Raw genomic sequence first — 16014 nt, 5'->3', positions numbered from 1 at the left:
AATTCAGGCCTCGCTGCCGATGCCGCGCAGATCGCGGAGCAGATCACGGTAACGCAACTGGCTTCCGCGCAGATGATCCTGCATGGCAGCGCGGGCGGCTTTTTCGTCGCCGTCGGAAATGGCCACGACCACGGCCTGGTGTTCTCTGTGGATGAGGCGGCGATAGGCCGTTTGCTCAGCCGCCCGGTTTTCCGCGACCACTTTGGACTGAGGGATAGCGGATGCGCCATGCATCTCAAGAAATTGCGTAAACAGCGGATTATTGGTGGCCGCAGCAATCGCCATATGAAGGGCCAGATCGGCCTCTCGAATGGAGCGGTCGGCCTCGATACAGGCCAGCAATTTTGCATGGCAATCGAAAATCGCTTCCTCCTGCGCCGGCGAACGGCGCAGCGCGGCAAGCCCGGCAGCCTCGATCTCCAGTGGGGTGCGGATCTCCAAAACCTCTAGATCGGACGATAGCCGGGCGCGATCCAGCTTCGACGGGTTTGAGCGTGATTGATGATGATTGAGGACAAAAATGCCGGCCCCTTGGCGCACTTCCACCAGCCCATCGTAACGCAGGCCGGTTACGGCCTCGCGGATGACGGTCCGGCTGACACCATGGGCCTCGGTCAGTTCCATTTCGCTGGGAAGCCGATCGCCCGGCGCATAATCCCCGCCAAGGATCGCCTTGCGAAGGCTTTCGCTAACCTGTGCGACCAGGGAGCCAGCGCCCTTGGCGCGTGTTTTCACTTGACCGGTCACACCATCCACCACTTTCATACCCTGTCGCCGAAGGCAGAGTCGTTTTCGTCCTTCTACGCAGAATATGTATGATGAATCGTACGCAAATTCAACTGCTCTGGAAAAGAGCATAAATATGTCTTACGTCTTTCAAGATAGACGACCCGCATCATGATAACCACGTTTTCTTTTTGTCCGCTCAAGGCGTGAAAGCACATGTTGGGCATCCTCCTTTCGATCAAAAGTCTCGATCAGGGTCTGGCCTGTCGTACCTATCCGACCCCAGTTGCGGATCACCGAAGCGCCGCCGAACAAGGTCGGTTGCAGTGCGAGCGTGTAAAAGCGCCGCATGTTTTGCGACGGGTCGATGCGGCGAAGTTGGACGGGGCTGTTATTCTCTTTCTCCATGGCCAGAGTCTGGCGTGGTTCGATGCAAGCGTCCAACGAGTTCTCTGAATCGATCCAGCCTGATCGATTCACGCCTCTGATAGATCAAGACAAATTTGCGTTCGAATTAAACGACGCCCTTGCTGAAAATAAAACATCCGTAGGGGCCGGGATCGGACGTTCTGACGATCGCAAAGGACGCCTTTGCCTCGGCGTAAAACGCGAAACGTTCCAGGGCGTCGATCTTCACCGGTCGTCCTTCCGATTGGTCCACCACACGCTGGATGGCCGAAAAGATCGGCACCTGCCCACCGGGATCACCAACCACCTGCATCCTCTTCACCGGCGCGTCCACAAAGGTATCGAGGGGAAAGAGCGTCAGGATCGCCGCCGTGGCAACCTCCAGGCCGCAACCCGACAGATTGATGAGCTTGCCATAGGTCGTGTGCTTGGCAATCGTCTCTGCCGGATGGTTGATATCGCACAGCACCAATTGGTCGCCGTGGCCCATCAGCATCAAGGCATGGAGCAATTCAGCGTTCAAAACCGGATCTATTCCCTTCAGCACTGGCCTTGCCTTCCCTTTGTGGTCGTGATTTTCTTCACAATTTGACATTTTTTTGTGATGTTACTCAATACGGCGATGTTTTAGACAGGGCAGCACGACGGCCATATTCACCGCAATCCATAGTTCAACAACGCCAAAACCCCCGTTCCGACTGCATTTCGATGAACATCGAAAATATTTAGGCGAAATGCAATAACGGACTTTACCAAAATAAAAGACTATGTGAAGTTCCTGTCGAAGACAGCGTCTTTCCGGACGCAAGGACTGGGACGGTGAGAGGGAGGTCTCCAACCGTTACGGTTTCCCGGAAAACCGCTTAAACGGTGTGCGCAAGGCGCGCCGTCCTGGGAGGAGAACTGCTTTTGGCATCGATGAATATCGTCAATGTCGGCAAGGCCTATGGTAGCCTGACGGTTATCCATGGCGTTTCCGTCGAGATCCCTGATGGTGAATTCGTGGTTCTTGTCGGCCCATCGGGATGCGGCAAGTCCACTTTGCTGCGCATGGTTGCCGGGTTGGAGCCGATCACGTTTGGCGATGTCGTCATCGACGGAAAGGTCGTCAACGACCTGCCGCCGAAGGATCGCGATATCGCCATGGTTTTCCAGAGCTATGCGCTTTATCCGCACAAGACGGTGGCGGAGAATATGGGCTTTGCGCTGAAGATGCGCGGTGAAACCAAGCCCTTCATTGACGAGCGCGTTCGCAAGGCAGCGGAAATTCTCGATCTGGTCCCTTATCTGGCTCGCTATCCCCGTCAGCTTTCCGGCGGGCAGCGACAGCGTGTGGCGATGGGCCGGGCGATTGTGCGAGATCCGAAGGTTTTCCTCTTCGATGAGCCTCTGTCCAATCTCGACGCCAAACTGCGGGTCCAGATGCGGGCTGAAATCAAGGAATTGCAACGCCGTCTGGCGACGACGATGATTTATGTGACCCATGACCAGGTCGAAGCCATGACCATGGCGGACCGTATCGTCGTGTTGCGGAATGGTCGCGTCGAGCAGATCGGCTCGCCGCTGGCACTTTACGATGCGCCAGCCAACATGTTCGTGGCTGGGTTTATCGGTTCGCCGTCGATGAACCTGATCAAGGGGCATATCCGGGCCTCAACAACACCATTTTTCGAGACCGAAGAGGGCATCCGTTTGCCCTTGAATTCAGCTCCTGCAGGGTCGGACGGACGAGCGGCTTTCTACGGCATCCGGCCTGAGCATTTTGTGCTTGGCGGCGACGTTACCGCCAACGTCACCGTGCTGGAATCGACCGGAACGGAAACCCAGGTCTTTGCCCGGCTTGGCCAACAGAAGGTCATCGGTGTTTTTCGCGAGCGTTTGGCAGAGCCGCCTGGACAACTGATTGCCATGACGCCGAACCCGGCCATGGTCCATCTGTTCGACGGTGAAACGGGGTTGCGGTTGGAATAGGGCCTGCTTTCGCGTGTCCACGGGAGGGGACACGCGAAAGCAGTTATTTGACATAGGCGAACAAGGGAGGAGACAGACATGAAAGTCAGCGAATACGAGAGGATGATGGCGATAGGCCTGAGCCGTCGCGCCATCCTGAAGACCGGTGCAAGCCTTGGGGCTGTGGCGGCGGCTGGCGGGTTGCTGGGCAATGCCGGAACGGCGCTTGCCGATGAAGCGTCCCTGCGCACCCAGATCCTGCAAATACCCGGCGTTGGAAAGGGGTCTCCCACCGATGCCGATTGGCAGAAGGTCGGCGAGATGTGCCTGGAGGCCACAAAGAAGACCGTCAAGAAGGGAGAGTTCGCTGGCGTCGAACTGTCCTTCATGGGCCTGAACAATCAAAATCTGCACAATGTACTGTTTCGCGGTTTCCTGAAGCCTTGGGAGGATTATACTGGCGCCAAGATTACCTGGATCGACCTGGCCCAGGCCGATTACAATCCCCGTCTTCAACAGGCGATTGCCACCGGCACCGTGGATTTTGACCTGCTGGAAATGGGCGCGCCGTTTGAGGGCGATGTTTGCGGCAAGGGCCTTGCCTCGGAAATGCCGGACTGGGTGAAGGCCCAGATCGACATGGACGATTACGTCGATTACCTGAAGGCCCCGGTCGGCACCTGGGGTGGCAAAGTCTACCGCGTCTCGGTGGATGGCGATTGCCACAACTTCAACTATCGCAAGGATTATTTCACCGACGCTGATCTCGCCAAGGCCTGGAAAGCCGAAGGCCATGCGGGCGAATGGGGCGTGCCGAAAACCTGGCAACAGGTGCAGGAAGCGACCAAGTTCCTTAAGGGCAAGAAAATCGCTGGCGCCGATGCCATCGGTTATCTCGACGCGCCAAAGGCCTGGGGTGGCTTTGGTTTCTACTTCCTCGGCAGCCGCGCGACGGCCTATGCCAAGCACCCGGCTGACAAGGCCTGGCTGTTCGACGTCGATACGATGAAGCCGCGCATTAACAATCCGGCCTGGGTTCGCGCCATACAGGATGTGGTCGATGCGCTGCCTTCCGAAGCCGGTGACCAGCTGAACGCCGATCCGGGCACGACGGCATTTCAGCAGTTTCTGGCCGGAACCGGCTCCATGGTCTCCTGGTGGGGCGATGTCGGGCAGAGCGCCCAAACCAGCGACAGTTCGGTGGTCGGCGATACCATCGCCTTCGACATTCTTCCCGGCTCCGACGATGTCTATAATGCCAAGACCGGAAAATGGGAGACGCTGGCGAGCGGGCCAAACTATGCGCCCAACATGGCCTATCTGGGCTGGGGCGTTTACGTCATGGCCCGTGTCGATAAGGATGAAAAGAAAAAGAAGGCAGCCTGGAGTGCGGCGGCCCATCTCGGCGGCAAGGATCTCGCCTTGTGGACGGCAGCCTATCCCTCCGGCTTCCAGTGCTATCGCAAGAGCCAGTTCGACATTAAAGAATGGGTGGCAGCGGGCTATGAGGAAGCGTTCATCAGCAATTATCTCGCCTCCCAGTCGAAGTCCTACAACCATCCGAACGCTGCCATTGAACCGCGTATTCCCGGTATTTTCCAATATTACAGCGTGGCGGAAGACGAATTGGCAAAGGTGTTTGCGGGCAGGGTGAAGCCCCAGGAAGGCGCCGACGCCATTGCGGCTGCCTGGGAAAAACTCACCGATCAGCTTGGCCGCGACAAGCAGATATCGCTCTACAAGGCTTCGCTCGGCGTTTGACCCATGCCAGCGGCGGGAAACTGCCGCTGGTATTTCTATACGGCGTCAGGCGGCTTTCCAATGTCGCCTGACCTTTATTGACCGCCTAAAGCCACTCTTGGCCACGGTTTATGCAGGGCGTTATGCCCAAGGGTTTGCTTATGTCCGACACGACCATGCCTGTCATTCGCCCGACGACAAGTGTATCACAGCGGCAAACAGGCGCCCGGCGTGGCCGCCTGTTGCTTGCGGTGGCCACCGTGCTGCTGCTCGGCGTGCTCGTTCTGCAAATTCTCGACGTAGCCGGGGTGACCTCGCTTGGTCTCGTCAGTTGGCGTCCCTTGCTCTATGCCTATATCGTCTGGGCGGTGGCTCTGTGCGCCGCGCAAATCATGATCCGTGGCGAAAGCGGACAGCGTGCCGTGTTCGTTCTACCGGCAGTGCTGTTTACGGTCGCCATGGTGGTATTTCCCACGGTGTTCGGCCTCTACATTGCCTTCACCGACTGGAACCTCAGCGCTGCCGCAGGGCGGCGGTTCAACGGCATCGATAACCTGCGCACGCTGTTTGCCGACTTTTATTTCTGGAATGCGCTGTTGAACATGGTCTATTATGTTCTGGCGGTTCTGGTGCAATATGCCATTGCCTTTGGCCTGGCGCTGCTTTTGAACGCCGAGATCAAGGCCCGAAAGTTCTTTCGGGTTGCCTTCCTGCTGCCGTTGATGCTGAGCCCGGTTGCCGTGAGTTGGATGATCGGCAAATCCTTGATGGAATATCGCTTCGGCCCGGCGGCAACGCTTGCGCGACATCTCGGATGGGACAACCCCGCCTTTTTCTCGACGCCGTGGCTTGCCCGTCTCTCGCTGATGGCCATGGATGCCTGGGTGTCGATCCCCTTCATGATGATCCTGCTTCTGGCCGGGCTTCAGGCCCTGCCAACGGAAATCAAGGAGGCGGCGAAGGTCGATGGCGCGTCCGGCTGGCAAAACTTCAAGGAAATCACCTTTCCGCTGATGCTGCCCGTCAGCGTCACCGTGATTATCCTGCGGATCATTTTCCAGCTGAAGCTCGCCGATATCGTCATCAATGTCACCGCAGGCGGACCCGGCGGCGCGACAGATACGGTCTCCAGCTTCATCTTCCGGGAATATCGTGACCGGTCGAATGTCGGCTACGGCACCATGCTGGCCGAGTTCTATCTCGTCATCATCATTATCTTCGTCTCGCTCATCCTCAAGGTGACGAGCCGCTGGCTGCAACGTTCCAACTAAGGGTTAGACCATGGCACCCAATCCCACCCGCCAGAGCGGCCCTGACCCCAGGTTTCGCCGCCCTCACTTCATGACGGGCAGCCTGCTGATTTATGCGGCGTTGGTGTTCTGGGCCTTTATCTCGCTGTTTCCGATCTACTGGACCATCACCACCTCGTTCAAGACCGCGGTCAATGTCACCCAGGGCCACCTCATTCCCTTCGTGGATTTTACGCCGGACTGGAAGGGCTGGCGATCGCTTGGCCTTTCGCCGGACACGATATTCGTGGCCTCGACGGTGCGCGACGAATTCATGCGGCGGTTCTTCAACAGTGTCGTCGCCTCAGCCGGAGCCTCGTTTTTGGCTGTGGTGATCGGATCGCTGGCGGCCTATGGCCTTAGCCGGTTTTCCTACAAATTCCTCTGGTTACGCAACAAGGATATCTCGTTCTTCTTCCTGTCCCAGTTGATCCTGCCGCCCGTCGTGCTCGCCATGCCGTTTTTGGTGCTCTATAAACACCTGATGCTGCTGGACACGCTGACCGGGCTTGTCCTCGTCTATACGCTGATGGTGCTGCCCATCGTCATCTGGATCATGCGCGACCAGTTCGACACGATCCCCGTCGAACTCGAGCAGGCAGCACTGGTCGATGGCTGTTCGATCTGGGGCGCGTTTATGCGGATCGTCCTGCCCATCGCCCTGCCGGGAATGGTGGCCGCCTTCATCCTTTCGGTCATTCTCTGCTGGAACGAGTATTTCTTCGCAGCGCTCCTGACCAGTTCGAACGCCAAGACGCTGCCCGTCATGGTGGCCAGTCAGACCGGCTCGCAAGGGATCAATTGGTGGTCCATGGCCGCTATCGCCACCGCCGCCATCATGCCGCTCGTTCTGGTCGGTATTTTTCTGGAGCGCTATATCGTCAAGGGCCTGACCGCCGGTGCGGTCAAATAGGCCAGTCATTGCATTGAGCTAAGTTAAACAAGGAGTGTCCCATGCTGAAAAATCTTCATCCTGCCCTGAATGCCGACGTGCTGCATGCGCTGCGATCCATGGGGCATGGCGATACGCTTGTGATTTCCGACACCAATTTTCCTAGCGATAGTGTTGCACGTCAGACCGTGCTGGGCCGCCCGCTGTCCATGGCCAATCTGTCAGCCGCAGAAGCCGTGCGCGTCCTGCTGTCGGTTTTGCCGCTCGATACGCCCCTGCAAAATTCGGCAGGCCGTATGGAAGTCATGGGTGCGCCGGACGACATCCAACCGGTGCAACGCGAGGTGCAAGCGGAAATCGACCACGCCGAGGGCAAGCCGTCGCCGATGTATGGCATTGAGCGGTTTGCGTTCTACGATCTTGCGAAGAGGGCCTATTGTGTGATTTCGACCGGGGAAACCCGTTTCTACGGCTGCTTCCTGTTCACCAAGGGCGTCATCCCACCCGCTGCGGTATAAGGAGACCAGCATGGGCAAGGGCGTTTCGATACTCGGAATCTTCGTCGCCGATACCGCCTATCTTGCGGCACGGCTGCCAGTCGTGGGCGAGACGATCACCGGCAGCGGCTTTTCCGTCGGCCCAGGCGGCAAAGGCTCCAACCAGGCGGTTGCGGCAGCAAGAGCTGGAGCAAGGACTGGGGAGTGCGCCAGCGTCTCCTTTATCTCGAAGATCGGTCGAGACACATTCGGTGATCTGGCGTTGAAGACCTATGCGCAGGCCGGTGTCCTGCCGAAACTGACTGTTATGGACGACCAGCCGACCGGTGCTGCCTTCATCTATGTCAACGACAAGACAGGTGACAATGCCATCATCGTCTATCCCGGCGCTGCCGGAACCATTACCATTGAGGATGTTGAGGCGGCACGGCAAACCATCGAGACCAGCGCGATTTTTGTGACGCAACTGGAGCAACCCGCCGAGGCGGCCCACCACGGGCTGATGATCGCCCGTGAGGCTGGCGTTACCACGATCTTCAACCCCGCGCCCGCCGAGCCGTTTCCAGAGGCGATCTATCCGCTGTGCGACTATATCATTCCCAATGAAACCGAAGCCGCTGCATTGGTTGGTTTTCCGCTCGATACGCTCGAAGATGCGAAGCGGGCGGGGGATGTGCTTCTGGAGCGCGGTGTCGGTACTGCTATCATCACGCTGGGCAGCAGAGGCGTGTTGTTTCATAGCCACAATGCCTCGGTGGCGGTTCCGGCCATTGCAGCCGGGCCTGTCATCGATACGACAGGGGCAGGGGACGCCTTTGTCGGCGGTTTTGCGGCAGCCCTTGCCGATGGACTTACCCCGCTTGAGGCGGTCCGGTTCGGATGTGCAACGGCGGGCATCGCCGTGACCCGCCGGGGAACGGCGCCCGCCATGCCGGAACGCCGTGAAATCGAGGCACTGCTGCGTCGCTGAGGTCGGCTCCAGGCAATTCACTGGGGCCTAAGACATTTTTTACTTTACAAATTATAATTATTTTGTGAAGTATGAAGTGTAGCGATCAAAGTGAGCCCGAGCCGTGACCCAGCTGAAATTTGCAACCCGCCTGAATTCCTTTGCCTCCTGCCCAAAGGCTGAATGGCCAGACCTGTCCGGCAAGCCGACCATGCTGCAAATGGCAAAGCGTGCCGCAAAAGTCGATGGTTTGACGGATCTCGACCTCAATTATCCCGATCATGTTGGCGAAGATCCGGCTGTTCTGGCCCGCCAGATAGGAGATATGGGCTTGGCGATCAATGGGTTCGCCATGCGCTATTACACCAATCCCGCTTTCAAGATCGGCGCATTCACCAATCCCGATCCGGCAGTCCGGCGGGAAGCCATCGATCTCACCAAGGCCGGGATCGATGCGGCCCGCGCCGCAGGAAGCCAATTGATGACGCTCTGGCTCGGCCAGGATGGGTTCGACTATGCCTTCCAGGCCGATTATCACAGGCTATGGCAACACGAAATTGACGGAATTCGTGAAGTTTGCGCTCATGATCCGGATTGCCAGATCAGCATTGAGTACAAGCCGAACGAACCTCGCTCCTACAGTCTGATGCCGGATGCAGCAACGACATTGCTAGCCATTAGGGATGTCGATATGCCCAATCTTGGCGTAACGCTGGACTTTGCCCACGTGCTCTACGCCGATGAGCAGCCAGCCTTTGCCGCTGCCTTGATTGCCCGCCATAGCCGTGTTCTCGGCGTTCATCTCAACGATGGCTATGCCAAGCGCGACGATGGCCTGATGGTGGGCGCGGTCCACACCCAGCAGACCATCGAGCTTCTGCGCCAGATCCGCAAGGACGGCTATGACGGCGCCATCTACTTCGACACGTTCCCGGACATGACGGGTCTTGATCCCGTCCATGAATGCCAGGTCAATATCCAGACCGTCAAGCGCATGTTGCGGATTGTCGATCGCCTCGATCAGGACAATCGTCTTTCGGGTGCCATCGACCGTCAGGATGCCGTGTCCGCGCAGGCCATCGTTCAGGAATTGATGCTGGGCTAAGACCCGAAACTCCAAATACCAAAAGATTTCAAACCTTTGAAAACAAAGGCATGCCGGAGGCGTGCCTGATGATATCACCTGGGAGGAACCGATGAAGACGATGATGAAAATGACGCTTGCCACAGGCCTTGCTGCCAGCTTCTTGTTCAGCGCAGCCTTTGCACAGCAGCTTGCCCCGCTCAATTCCGACACTGAAAAAGACCGTATGGCTGGTCGCAGCTGGAAGCAAAATTCGGCCCCTTTCCGAAGCTTCCCGACGGCACCAAGGCGGGCGCAGTTTCAAAGACGCTGACCAACGAATATTGGCGGTCGCTCGGTGAAGGCTATGCTGCGTTCGGCAAGGCGAAGAATGTTCCGGTCGCCTATCAGGCGGCGCAAAGCGAAGGCGACCAGCTTGGCCAGCTGACGATTGCCGAAGGGATGATCACCCAAGGCTATAACGTCCTGCTGGTGTCGCCACAGACGGATTCCAATCTTCAGCCGGTGATCGAACAGGCCAAGGCCGCCAATATTCCTGTTGTTGACGTCAATGATGCCGTGATCCCGCAGGCCGAGCACTATGTTGGCAATGTTCAGCGCGACAACGGCGTGCGCGTCGCCAAATGGTTCATCACCAACCGTCCACAGGGCGGCAAGGTGGCGATCATCGAGGGCCAGGCCGGCGTTTATGCCGCTGTGCAACGCACCGACGGCTTCAAATCCACCATCGGTGAAAACAGCAGTTTCAAGATCGTCGCCAGCGTTCCCGGCAATTGGGACCGCCAGACGTCTTACGATGCAGCAACCAACATCCTCAATCAGCATCCAGACCTCATCGGCTTCTATGCCAACAATGACGGCATGGCGCTGGGTGTGGTCGAAGCCGTCAAGGCCGCAGGGCTAGCGGGCAAGGTCGCTGTTTTCGGCACCGACGGTATTTCGGATGCCTATGCCTCGATCAAGGCTGGCGAGCTGACCGGGACCGTCGACAGCTTTCCGGTTCTAACCGGTGAGGTGGCCATGGAAACAGCCCTTCGGCTCGTTGCCGGTCAGAAGCTGCCGCGCGTTGTCGCAACGCCTCAGGCGCTGATCACCGCCGACAACCTCGCCCGCTACCAGGGCAAGGGCGTCGATGTGCGCGCTGTGCTGATGGAAGACGCCAAGGCGGCTAAATAACCGACGTTAGAGCATTGGACCGAGAGTTGAGAATCGGTTTTCGGATAAATCCGATGCAAAACAAAAACTTAAAGCGATGCCGGCTGTCATGGTCGGCATCGTGTGTCTAGCAGGAGGAGGGTGAGATATGGTGCCGAGACTGGGATTTGAAACAATCTCCAAAAGTTTTCCGGGCGTCAACGCGCTGACGGATGTGAGCTATGACGTTGCGCCCGGAGAAATTCACGGGCTACTCGGGGAAAACGGCGCCGGAAAATCAACCCTTCTGCGCATTCTATCCGGTGTGTTCCGGCCAACCTCTGGCAGTGTTTTCGTCGATGGCGAAGCTGTGGCATTTCGCAAGCCGCTTGATGCAAGACAGGCCGGTATTGCGATGATCCATCAGGAACTTCAACAGGTGCCGCATCTGAGTGTTGCCCAGAACATGTTTCTCGGCCATTCATTGACCCATATGGGCGGGCTTTTCGTTTCGCGCCGGGAGCAGGAACAGCGCGCCGCCGAAGCGCTGTCGATGATCGACCGCAGCATCGACGTCTCCGCGCCCATCTCCAGTCTGAAAGTCGCGCAGCGGCAGATTGTGGAGATCGGCCGCGCCCTGCTTGATAAGGCCAAGGTCATCGCCATGGACGAGCCGACATCCAGCTTGACGCCGAGCGAGTTCGACCGGCTGGCTGAAGTGATCGCCGATCTTTCGGCCCGTGGCGTGTCGATTATTTATGTTTCGCATAAGATGGACGAGGTTTTCCGTATCTGCCAGCGCGCTAGCGTCATGCGGGATGGCAAGCTCGTTGGCATCGTCGACATGAAAGCCACATCAGAAAAACAAGTCATCGCCATGATGGTCGGGCGTGAACTGATGCAGGAAACCCATCATTCCTTCGTGACCGATCAGGTCAGATTGGAAGCCAGCAATCTGTCTTCAGCCACCAAGATCAAAAATGTCTCCTTCACCCTGAAAAGGGGGGAAGTGCTGGGCATTGCCGGGCTGGTCGGCTCCGGACGCACGGAATTGCTGCGGTTGATCGCCGGTGTCGATCGTTTGAGCGAGGGGTCGATGGCCATCGATGGCAAGAATTTGCGCCTGCGCAATCCTCGTGACGCGATTGCCGCAGGTATCGGCCTTGTGCCGGAAGAGCGCAAGCGCGAAGGCATCATCCCCTTGCGTCCGGTCAGTCTGAACATGGCGCTGGCATCGCTTCCCAGCTTTTCCTCCGCCGGTCTGATCCGCACCGGAAAACTGCGCGCCAGCGCACAGGATTTGCTGAAGCGGGTCAACCTGCGGCCATTTCAGCTTGATCGCCCTGTCCGTCTGTTCAGCGGCGGCAACCAGCAAAAGGCCATCATTGCCCGCTGGCTGGCGGCCAAATCGCAGATCCTGCTGTTCGATGAACCGACACGCGGTATCGATGTCGGGGCAAAATCCGAGATTTACCAATTGATCGAAGCCCTGGCCCGCGAAGGCCATTCGATCATCGTCGTCTCCTCCGAACTTCCCGAAGTCATCCGGCTCTCCGACCGCGTACTGGTGATGCGGGAAGGGCAGATCGCCGCTGAAATCTTGCGCGACCAGCTGACGGAAAGCGCCATTCTCGCCCACGCCATTCCAGGAGCGAGTGCCGGTGCTGCCGCCATCGCACATCCTGCATAAACAGAGAGGATCTTTCTCCATGACCGCCTCTTCATCCGCCACCAGCCAATCGGCCCCGGCCACCCCGACCTTTCGCCGCTTTTCCGTCTCGCTGCGTGATGCCGGAACACTGATCGGTCTCATCGTCATCATGGCGGTATTTGCAGCGCTCGTTCCCGGCTTCCTGTCGGAGCGCAACCTGACCAATATCCTCCAGCAATCCAGTATCAACGCGTGCCTGGCGCTGGGCATGACGCTGGTGATCATTTCAGGCGGCATCGATCTGTCGGTCGGGCCGACCGCCGCCATTGCCGCCGTGATGACGGCGACGCTGCTGCTGGGTGGTACGCCCATCCCTCTGGCGATCCTCGCCGGGCTTGGCGTCGGCGCCATATGCGGTTTTATCAATGGCGTGCTCGTTGCCTATGTCGGCCTGCAACCCTTCATCGTTACGCTGGGGACACTCAGCACTTACCGAGCCATTGCGCTGATCTTCACCGGCGGCAATCCGGTGCTGGGCATTCCGCCGGGTTTTCGGGCGCTGTTCAATGGAACCCTGATCGGCCTGCCAATCCCGGTGTTGATCGTTGCCGGTGTGTCGGTCGCCGCCTGGGTGCTGCTCAAGAAGACGCCTGTTGGTGAATACCTGATGGCGGTTGGCGGCAATGAGGAAGCGGCTTACGTGGCAGGCGTTCCAATCGCCCGCACCAAGATTACTGCCTATGTGATTTCCGGCGGGCTCGCTGCACTCGCCTCTCTCATCCTGATTGGCCGTCTTGGGGCTGCCGAACCCATTCTCGGCAATCTCTGGGAGCTGGATGCAATTGCGGCAGCGGCGATTGGCGGTGCATCGCTGATGGGCGGCAAGGGCAGTATTGTCGGCACCATTCTCGGCGCCATCATCCTCGGCGCCATGCGTAATGGTTTGACGCTGATGAATGTCCAGGCCTTCTATCAACTGCTCGCCACCGGCCTTATAATCCTCGTCGCAATGATGATTGATCGCGCGACAAGGGGACGGGAATGAACGCTGATGGCTTTGACATGAAGGCGGTGGGGCCGCGCATTCGCATGATGATGCCGATGCTGACGCCGCTGGAAGCAAAGGTCGTGGATACGGTCTTCGGCATGCGTGATTTCAGCGAGGAGACCTCGCTGAAACAGATTGCCGAAAATGCCGGTGTTTCAGAAGCCATGGTGGTGAAGATCACCAAGAAGCTCGGCTTTTCCGGCTTTCGGGATTTCCGGTCTTCCGTCAGCCAATATAACCGCCAGCCGACCACCGAAATGCATCAGGAATTGTCGGTTGACGATACCTCGCTTGAAATCGTCCAGAAAGTCTTTCGCACCTCGATCCACGCCCTTGAGGAAACGCTTGCCATTCTGGACATGGCAGCCTTCGACCAGGCGGCGGACATGATCCACAAGGCTCGAAACCGGGATTTCTACGGCGTCGGCGGCTCGGCGCAGATCGCCCGGGATGTGGCCCACAAGTTTTTGAGAATTGGCGTGCGCGCCAGCGTCTTCGACGATTCGCACATGATGCTGATGTCGGCGGCCCTTCTTGCCGATACCGATGTCGCCATCGGCTTTTCGCATTCGGGCAATACGATTGCCGTGATTGAGGCGCTGCAACTTGCCCGCAAGAACGGCGCCAGCACCATTGCCGTGACCAATTACGGTTCCTCCGCGCTCGCCCAGTCCGCCGACGTGGTCTTGTGTTCCACCGCACAAGGCTCGCCTTTGATGGGCGAAAATGCCGCGGCGCGCATCGCGCAGCTCAATATTCTCGACGCCATTTTCGTCGCCGTCGCCCAGCGCGACTATCAGGCCGCCGAGCGCAATCTCGACCGCACCATGTCCGCCGTCACCTCCAAACGGAAAGATCGCCTTCCATGACATCCTCGCCTATCGTCACCGTTTTCGGCAGCCTGCATTATGATATCGCGGTCTTCGGTCCAGACCGGCCACGTCAGGGAGAAACGGTTACAGGCACGTCCTGGCACCCCAAAAGTGGCGGCAAGGGCGGCAATCAGGCCGTCTCGGCAGCACAGGCTGGCGTCTCTACCTTCATGATCGGCGCAGTTGCCGACGACGAATTCGGACGGTTTCTGCTGGAAAATCTTAAACGCCGACAGGTTGATGATCGCTTCGTGCGGCGCGACGCGGCGGCGACTACCGGCCACGCCACCGGCATGAGCGTGGCGATTTTCGACGCGCAGGGCGATTACGGTGCGGTTATTGTGTCCGGCGCCAACCTGACGCTTGGCGATCAGGATGTTGCAGCCGCAGCCGAACTGCTGGGTCGGACAACGGTTCTTGTGCTTCAGAACGAGGTGCCCGACACCGCCAATGTCGCCGCGGCAAGGGCCGTCCGGCAGGCTGGGGGCCGCGTCCTGATCAATGCTGCACCGGCGCGCGCCCTGTCAGCCGACCTTCAAAACCTGGTCGACATCATCGTCGTCAACGCCATCGAGGCTGAAATGCTGGCGGGTGTCCCGGTTGTCGAAACGCTCTATGGCGCATTGGAAGCGGCAAGGAGACTGTTGGCGAACTTTCCGGACGTTGTCGTCACCGCAGGCGGCGCGGGTGTCGCCTATGCAAGTCGAGGCGGAGACGAAATTGTCCTGCCTGCCGTGAAGGTGAAAGTGGAAAGCACGCACGGAGCCGGCGACATGTTCATTGGCGTGATGGCCGCAGCCCTCGCCACGGGAAAATCGATGCGCGACGCACTTTCACTGGCCAATATCGAGGCCGCAAAACTGGTTGCAACACCGGAGGCTGGACGCCTTTAGAGTTTGCCAGGGAAAAGTGGAAACCGGTTTTCCCGAAAAGACAAACGAAAACAAGAGAATCGAGAGTCTGTCTGGTTCAATCTGAACCTGACAGACTCTAGGCTAAAGGTTTCACCCCCATAAACTGGGTTGGCGTCATGGCCGTGACCTGCCGGAAAGCGTGAGAGAACGAAGCGGGACTGGAAAACCCGAAGTCGGCAGCCACGCGAGCGATTGGCTTTCCCTTGGCGAGCAGATCCATCGACTGCACGATCCGTGCCCGTTGTCGCCAGGCCTTGAAGGTCAATCCTGTCTCCGAAGGAAACAATCGGCTCAAGGTTCGCACGGATGTCGCGGCCCGCGATGCAAGTTCATCGATGCTCATCAGGCTCTGATGATCGTTGAGAGCCATGTCGGCAACCCGGAGCCCGATTGTGCTTGTCGGCAGGGGAAGGAATGTTGGCGCGTGGGCCGTTGACGTCAGTTCGTGCAGCATCAGCTTGGCTACGAGTTCCCCCTTCTCCTCGCTCACATCGCCCGTGAAAGCCGCATCAAGCAAAGACTGCATGAGCGGGGTCACGCGTAAAGCAAACGTCTGATCGAGCGGTACCGGAGGCGCCCATTCTTGCGCCGCCGATGGCTCCCAATGGACCATCCATAATTCGGCGTCCGTCAAGACATCGACGCGATGGGGAATGCAAGCGGGAATCCAGACTGCGAGCTGTGAAGGTACCAGCCATCTGCCTTCCTCAGTGTGAACCTGCACCATCCCACATGCGGCAAAGGTGAGTTGCGCCTCGTCGTGGGCATGGATTGGCAAGCCTTCGCCGCGGTGTTTGAAGCCCCGTTGGAAGGTAAACGGATGTCTGGGCATGATTGGCCTCTCGGCGATGGAGATTGGC

General features: G+C 58.3%; 15 protein-coding genes and 1 pseudogene. 12 read left to right on the top strand and 4 right to left on the bottom strand.

What is annotated here, in order from left to right; translation table 11 throughout:
- Positions 1 to 3 precede the first annotated feature (3 nt).
- From FS819_RS25345 to FS819_RS25335, 3 genes are all read right to left on the bottom strand, one after another.
- On the bottom strand, positions 4 to 765 hold the full coding sequence (locus FS819_RS25345) for a FadR/GntR family transcriptional regulator (RefSeq protein WP_156551212.1): 762 nt from the start codon (positions 763 to 765) through the stop codon (positions 4 to 6).
- 111 nt (positions 766 to 876) lie between these two features.
- Complete coding sequence (locus tag FS819_RS25340) at positions 877 to 1134, bottom strand: WGR domain-containing protein (RefSeq protein ID WP_156551211.1); 258 nt, start codon at positions 1132 to 1134, stop codon at positions 877 to 879.
- A 106-nt stretch (positions 1135 to 1240) separates the two neighbouring features.
- Positions 1241 to 1681: an RbsD/FucU family protein gene (locus FS819_RS25335; protein WP_234624924.1), complete on the bottom strand. Its 441-nt coding sequence runs from the start codon at positions 1679 to 1681 to the stop codon at positions 1241 to 1243.
- A gap of 362 nt (positions 1682 to 2043) precedes the next feature.
- On the opposite strand from FS819_RS25335, the gene FS819_RS25330 reads away from it, so the two are divergent.
- The 12 genes and pseudogenes from FS819_RS25330 to FS819_RS25275 all read left to right on the top strand — a co-directional run bounded on the left by FS819_RS25330 (position 2044) and on the right by FS819_RS25275 (position 15133).
- On the top strand, positions 2044 to 3105 hold the full coding sequence (locus tag FS819_RS25330) for an ABC transporter ATP-binding protein (protein ID WP_156551209.1): 1062 nt from the start codon (positions 2044 to 2046) through the stop codon (positions 3103 to 3105).
- 78 nt (positions 3106 to 3183) lie between these two features.
- The gene (locus tag FS819_RS25325) at positions 3184 to 4845 is read left to right on the top strand and encodes an ABC transporter substrate-binding protein (RefSeq protein WP_156551208.1); all 1662 of its coding nucleotides are present in this window, start codon (positions 3184 to 3186) and stop codon (positions 4843 to 4845) included.
- 155 nt (positions 4846 to 5000) lie between these two features.
- Positions 5001 to 6095, top strand: a complete 1095-nt coding sequence (locus FS819_RS25320) for a carbohydrate ABC transporter permease (RefSeq protein ID WP_197434221.1) — start codon at positions 5001 to 5003, stop codon at positions 6093 to 6095.
- 70 nt (positions 6096 to 6165) lie between these two features.
- Positions 6166 to 7026: a carbohydrate ABC transporter permease gene (locus FS819_RS25315; protein WP_234613951.1), complete on the top strand. Its 861-nt coding sequence runs from the start codon at positions 6166 to 6168 to the stop codon at positions 7024 to 7026.
- Positions 7027 to 7067: 41 nt separating this feature from the next.
- The gene (locus tag FS819_RS25310) at positions 7068 to 7523 is read left to right on the top strand and encodes an RbsD/FucU family protein (RefSeq protein WP_156551205.1); all 456 of its coding nucleotides are present in this window, start codon (positions 7068 to 7070) and stop codon (positions 7521 to 7523) included.
- 10 nt (positions 7524 to 7533) lie between these two features.
- Complete coding sequence (gene rbsK, locus FS819_RS25305; RefSeq protein WP_156594644.1) at positions 7534 to 8472, top strand: ribokinase; 939 nt, start codon at positions 7534 to 7536, stop codon at positions 8470 to 8472.
- A 112-nt stretch (positions 8473 to 8584) separates the two neighbouring features.
- Entirely contained in the window at positions 8585 to 9556 is a 972-nt protein-coding gene (locus tag FS819_RS25300) for a sugar phosphate isomerase/epimerase family protein (RefSeq protein WP_156551284.1), read from the top strand.
- 91 nt (positions 9557 to 9647) lie between these two features.
- Positions 9648 to 10711: pseudogene (locus FS819_RS25295) on the top strand (sugar ABC transporter substrate-binding protein).
- A 127-nt stretch (positions 10712 to 10838) separates the two neighbouring features.
- The gene (locus FS819_RS25290; RefSeq protein ID WP_156551203.1) at positions 10839 to 12359 is read left to right on the top strand and encodes a sugar ABC transporter ATP-binding protein; all 1521 of its coding nucleotides are present in this window, start codon (positions 10839 to 10841) and stop codon (positions 12357 to 12359) included.
- Between the two features lie 19 nt (positions 12360 to 12378).
- A complete protein-coding gene (locus FS819_RS25285) occupies positions 12379 to 13365 on the top strand; it encodes an ABC transporter permease (protein ID WP_197434220.1) in 987 nt (328 codons plus the stop codon).
- Entirely contained in the window at positions 13362 to 14237 is an 876-nt protein-coding gene (locus FS819_RS25280; protein WP_156551202.1) for a MurR/RpiR family transcriptional regulator, read from the top strand. Before FS819_RS25285 ends, FS819_RS25280 begins: the two co-directional genes overlap by 4 nt.
- Positions 14234 to 15133: a ribokinase gene (locus FS819_RS25275; protein WP_156551201.1), complete on the top strand. Its 900-nt coding sequence runs from the start codon at positions 14234 to 14236 to the stop codon at positions 15131 to 15133. The genes FS819_RS25280 and FS819_RS25275 overlap by 4 nt, the downstream gene beginning before the upstream one ends.
- Positions 15134 to 15230: 97 nt before the next feature.
- Here FS819_RS25275 and FS819_RS25270 read toward each other — a convergent pair whose 3' ends face one another.
- A complete protein-coding gene (locus FS819_RS25270; RefSeq protein ID WP_156551200.1) occupies positions 15231 to 15986 on the bottom strand; it encodes a helix-turn-helix domain-containing protein in 756 nt (251 codons plus the stop codon).
- Positions 15987 to 16014 lie beyond the last annotated feature (28 nt).

Origin of the sequence: Allorhizobium sp. Av2 (assembly GCF_021462805.2) — a bacterium.
GTDB lineage: Bacteria > Pseudomonadota > Alphaproteobacteria > Rhizobiales > Rhizobiaceae > Allorhizobium > Allorhizobium vitis_G.
Note: the sequence above shows the minus strand (reverse complement) of the source record. Positions and strands in the feature narration are given on the sequence as shown.

Coding starts and splice junctions, on each gene's coding strand:
- FS819_RS25345 (WP_156551212.1), bottom strand. CDS start 765: ATGAAAGTGGTGGATGGTGTGACCGGTCAAGTGAAAACACGCGCCAAG.
- FS819_RS25340 (WP_156551211.1), bottom strand. CDS start 1,134: ATGGAGAAAGAGAATAACAGCCCCGTCCAACTTCGCCGCATCGACCCG.
- FS819_RS25325 (WP_156551208.1), top strand. CDS start 3,184: ATGAAAGTCAGCGAATACGAGAGGATGATGGCGATAGGCCTGAGCCGT.
- FS819_RS25320 (WP_197434221.1), top strand. CDS start 5,001: ATGCCTGTCATTCGCCCGACGACAAGTGTATCACAGCGGCAAACAGGC.
- FS819_RS25315 (WP_234613951.1), top strand. CDS start 6,166: ATGACGGGCAGCCTGCTGATTTATGCGGCGTTGGTGTTCTGGGCCTTT.
- FS819_RS25310 (WP_156551205.1), top strand. CDS start 7,068: ATGCTGAAAAATCTTCATCCTGCCCTGAATGCCGACGTGCTGCATGCG.
- rbsK (WP_156594644.1), top strand. CDS start 7,534: ATGGGCAAGGGCGTTTCGATACTCGGAATCTTCGTCGCCGATACCGCC.
- FS819_RS25290 (WP_156551203.1), top strand. CDS start 10,839: ATGGTGCCGAGACTGGGATTTGAAACAATCTCCAAAAGTTTTCCGGGC.
- FS819_RS25285 (WP_197434220.1), top strand. CDS start 12,379: ATGACCGCCTCTTCATCCGCCACCAGCCAATCGGCCCCGGCCACCCCG.
- FS819_RS25280 (WP_156551202.1), top strand. CDS start 13,362: ATGAACGCTGATGGCTTTGACATGAAGGCGGTGGGGCCGCGCATTCGC.
- FS819_RS25275 (WP_156551201.1), top strand. CDS start 14,234: ATGACATCCTCGCCTATCGTCACCGTTTTCGGCAGCCTGCATTATGAT.
- FS819_RS25270 (WP_156551200.1), bottom strand. CDS start 15,986: ATGCCCAGACATCCGTTTACCTTCCAACGGGGCTTCAAACACCGCGGC.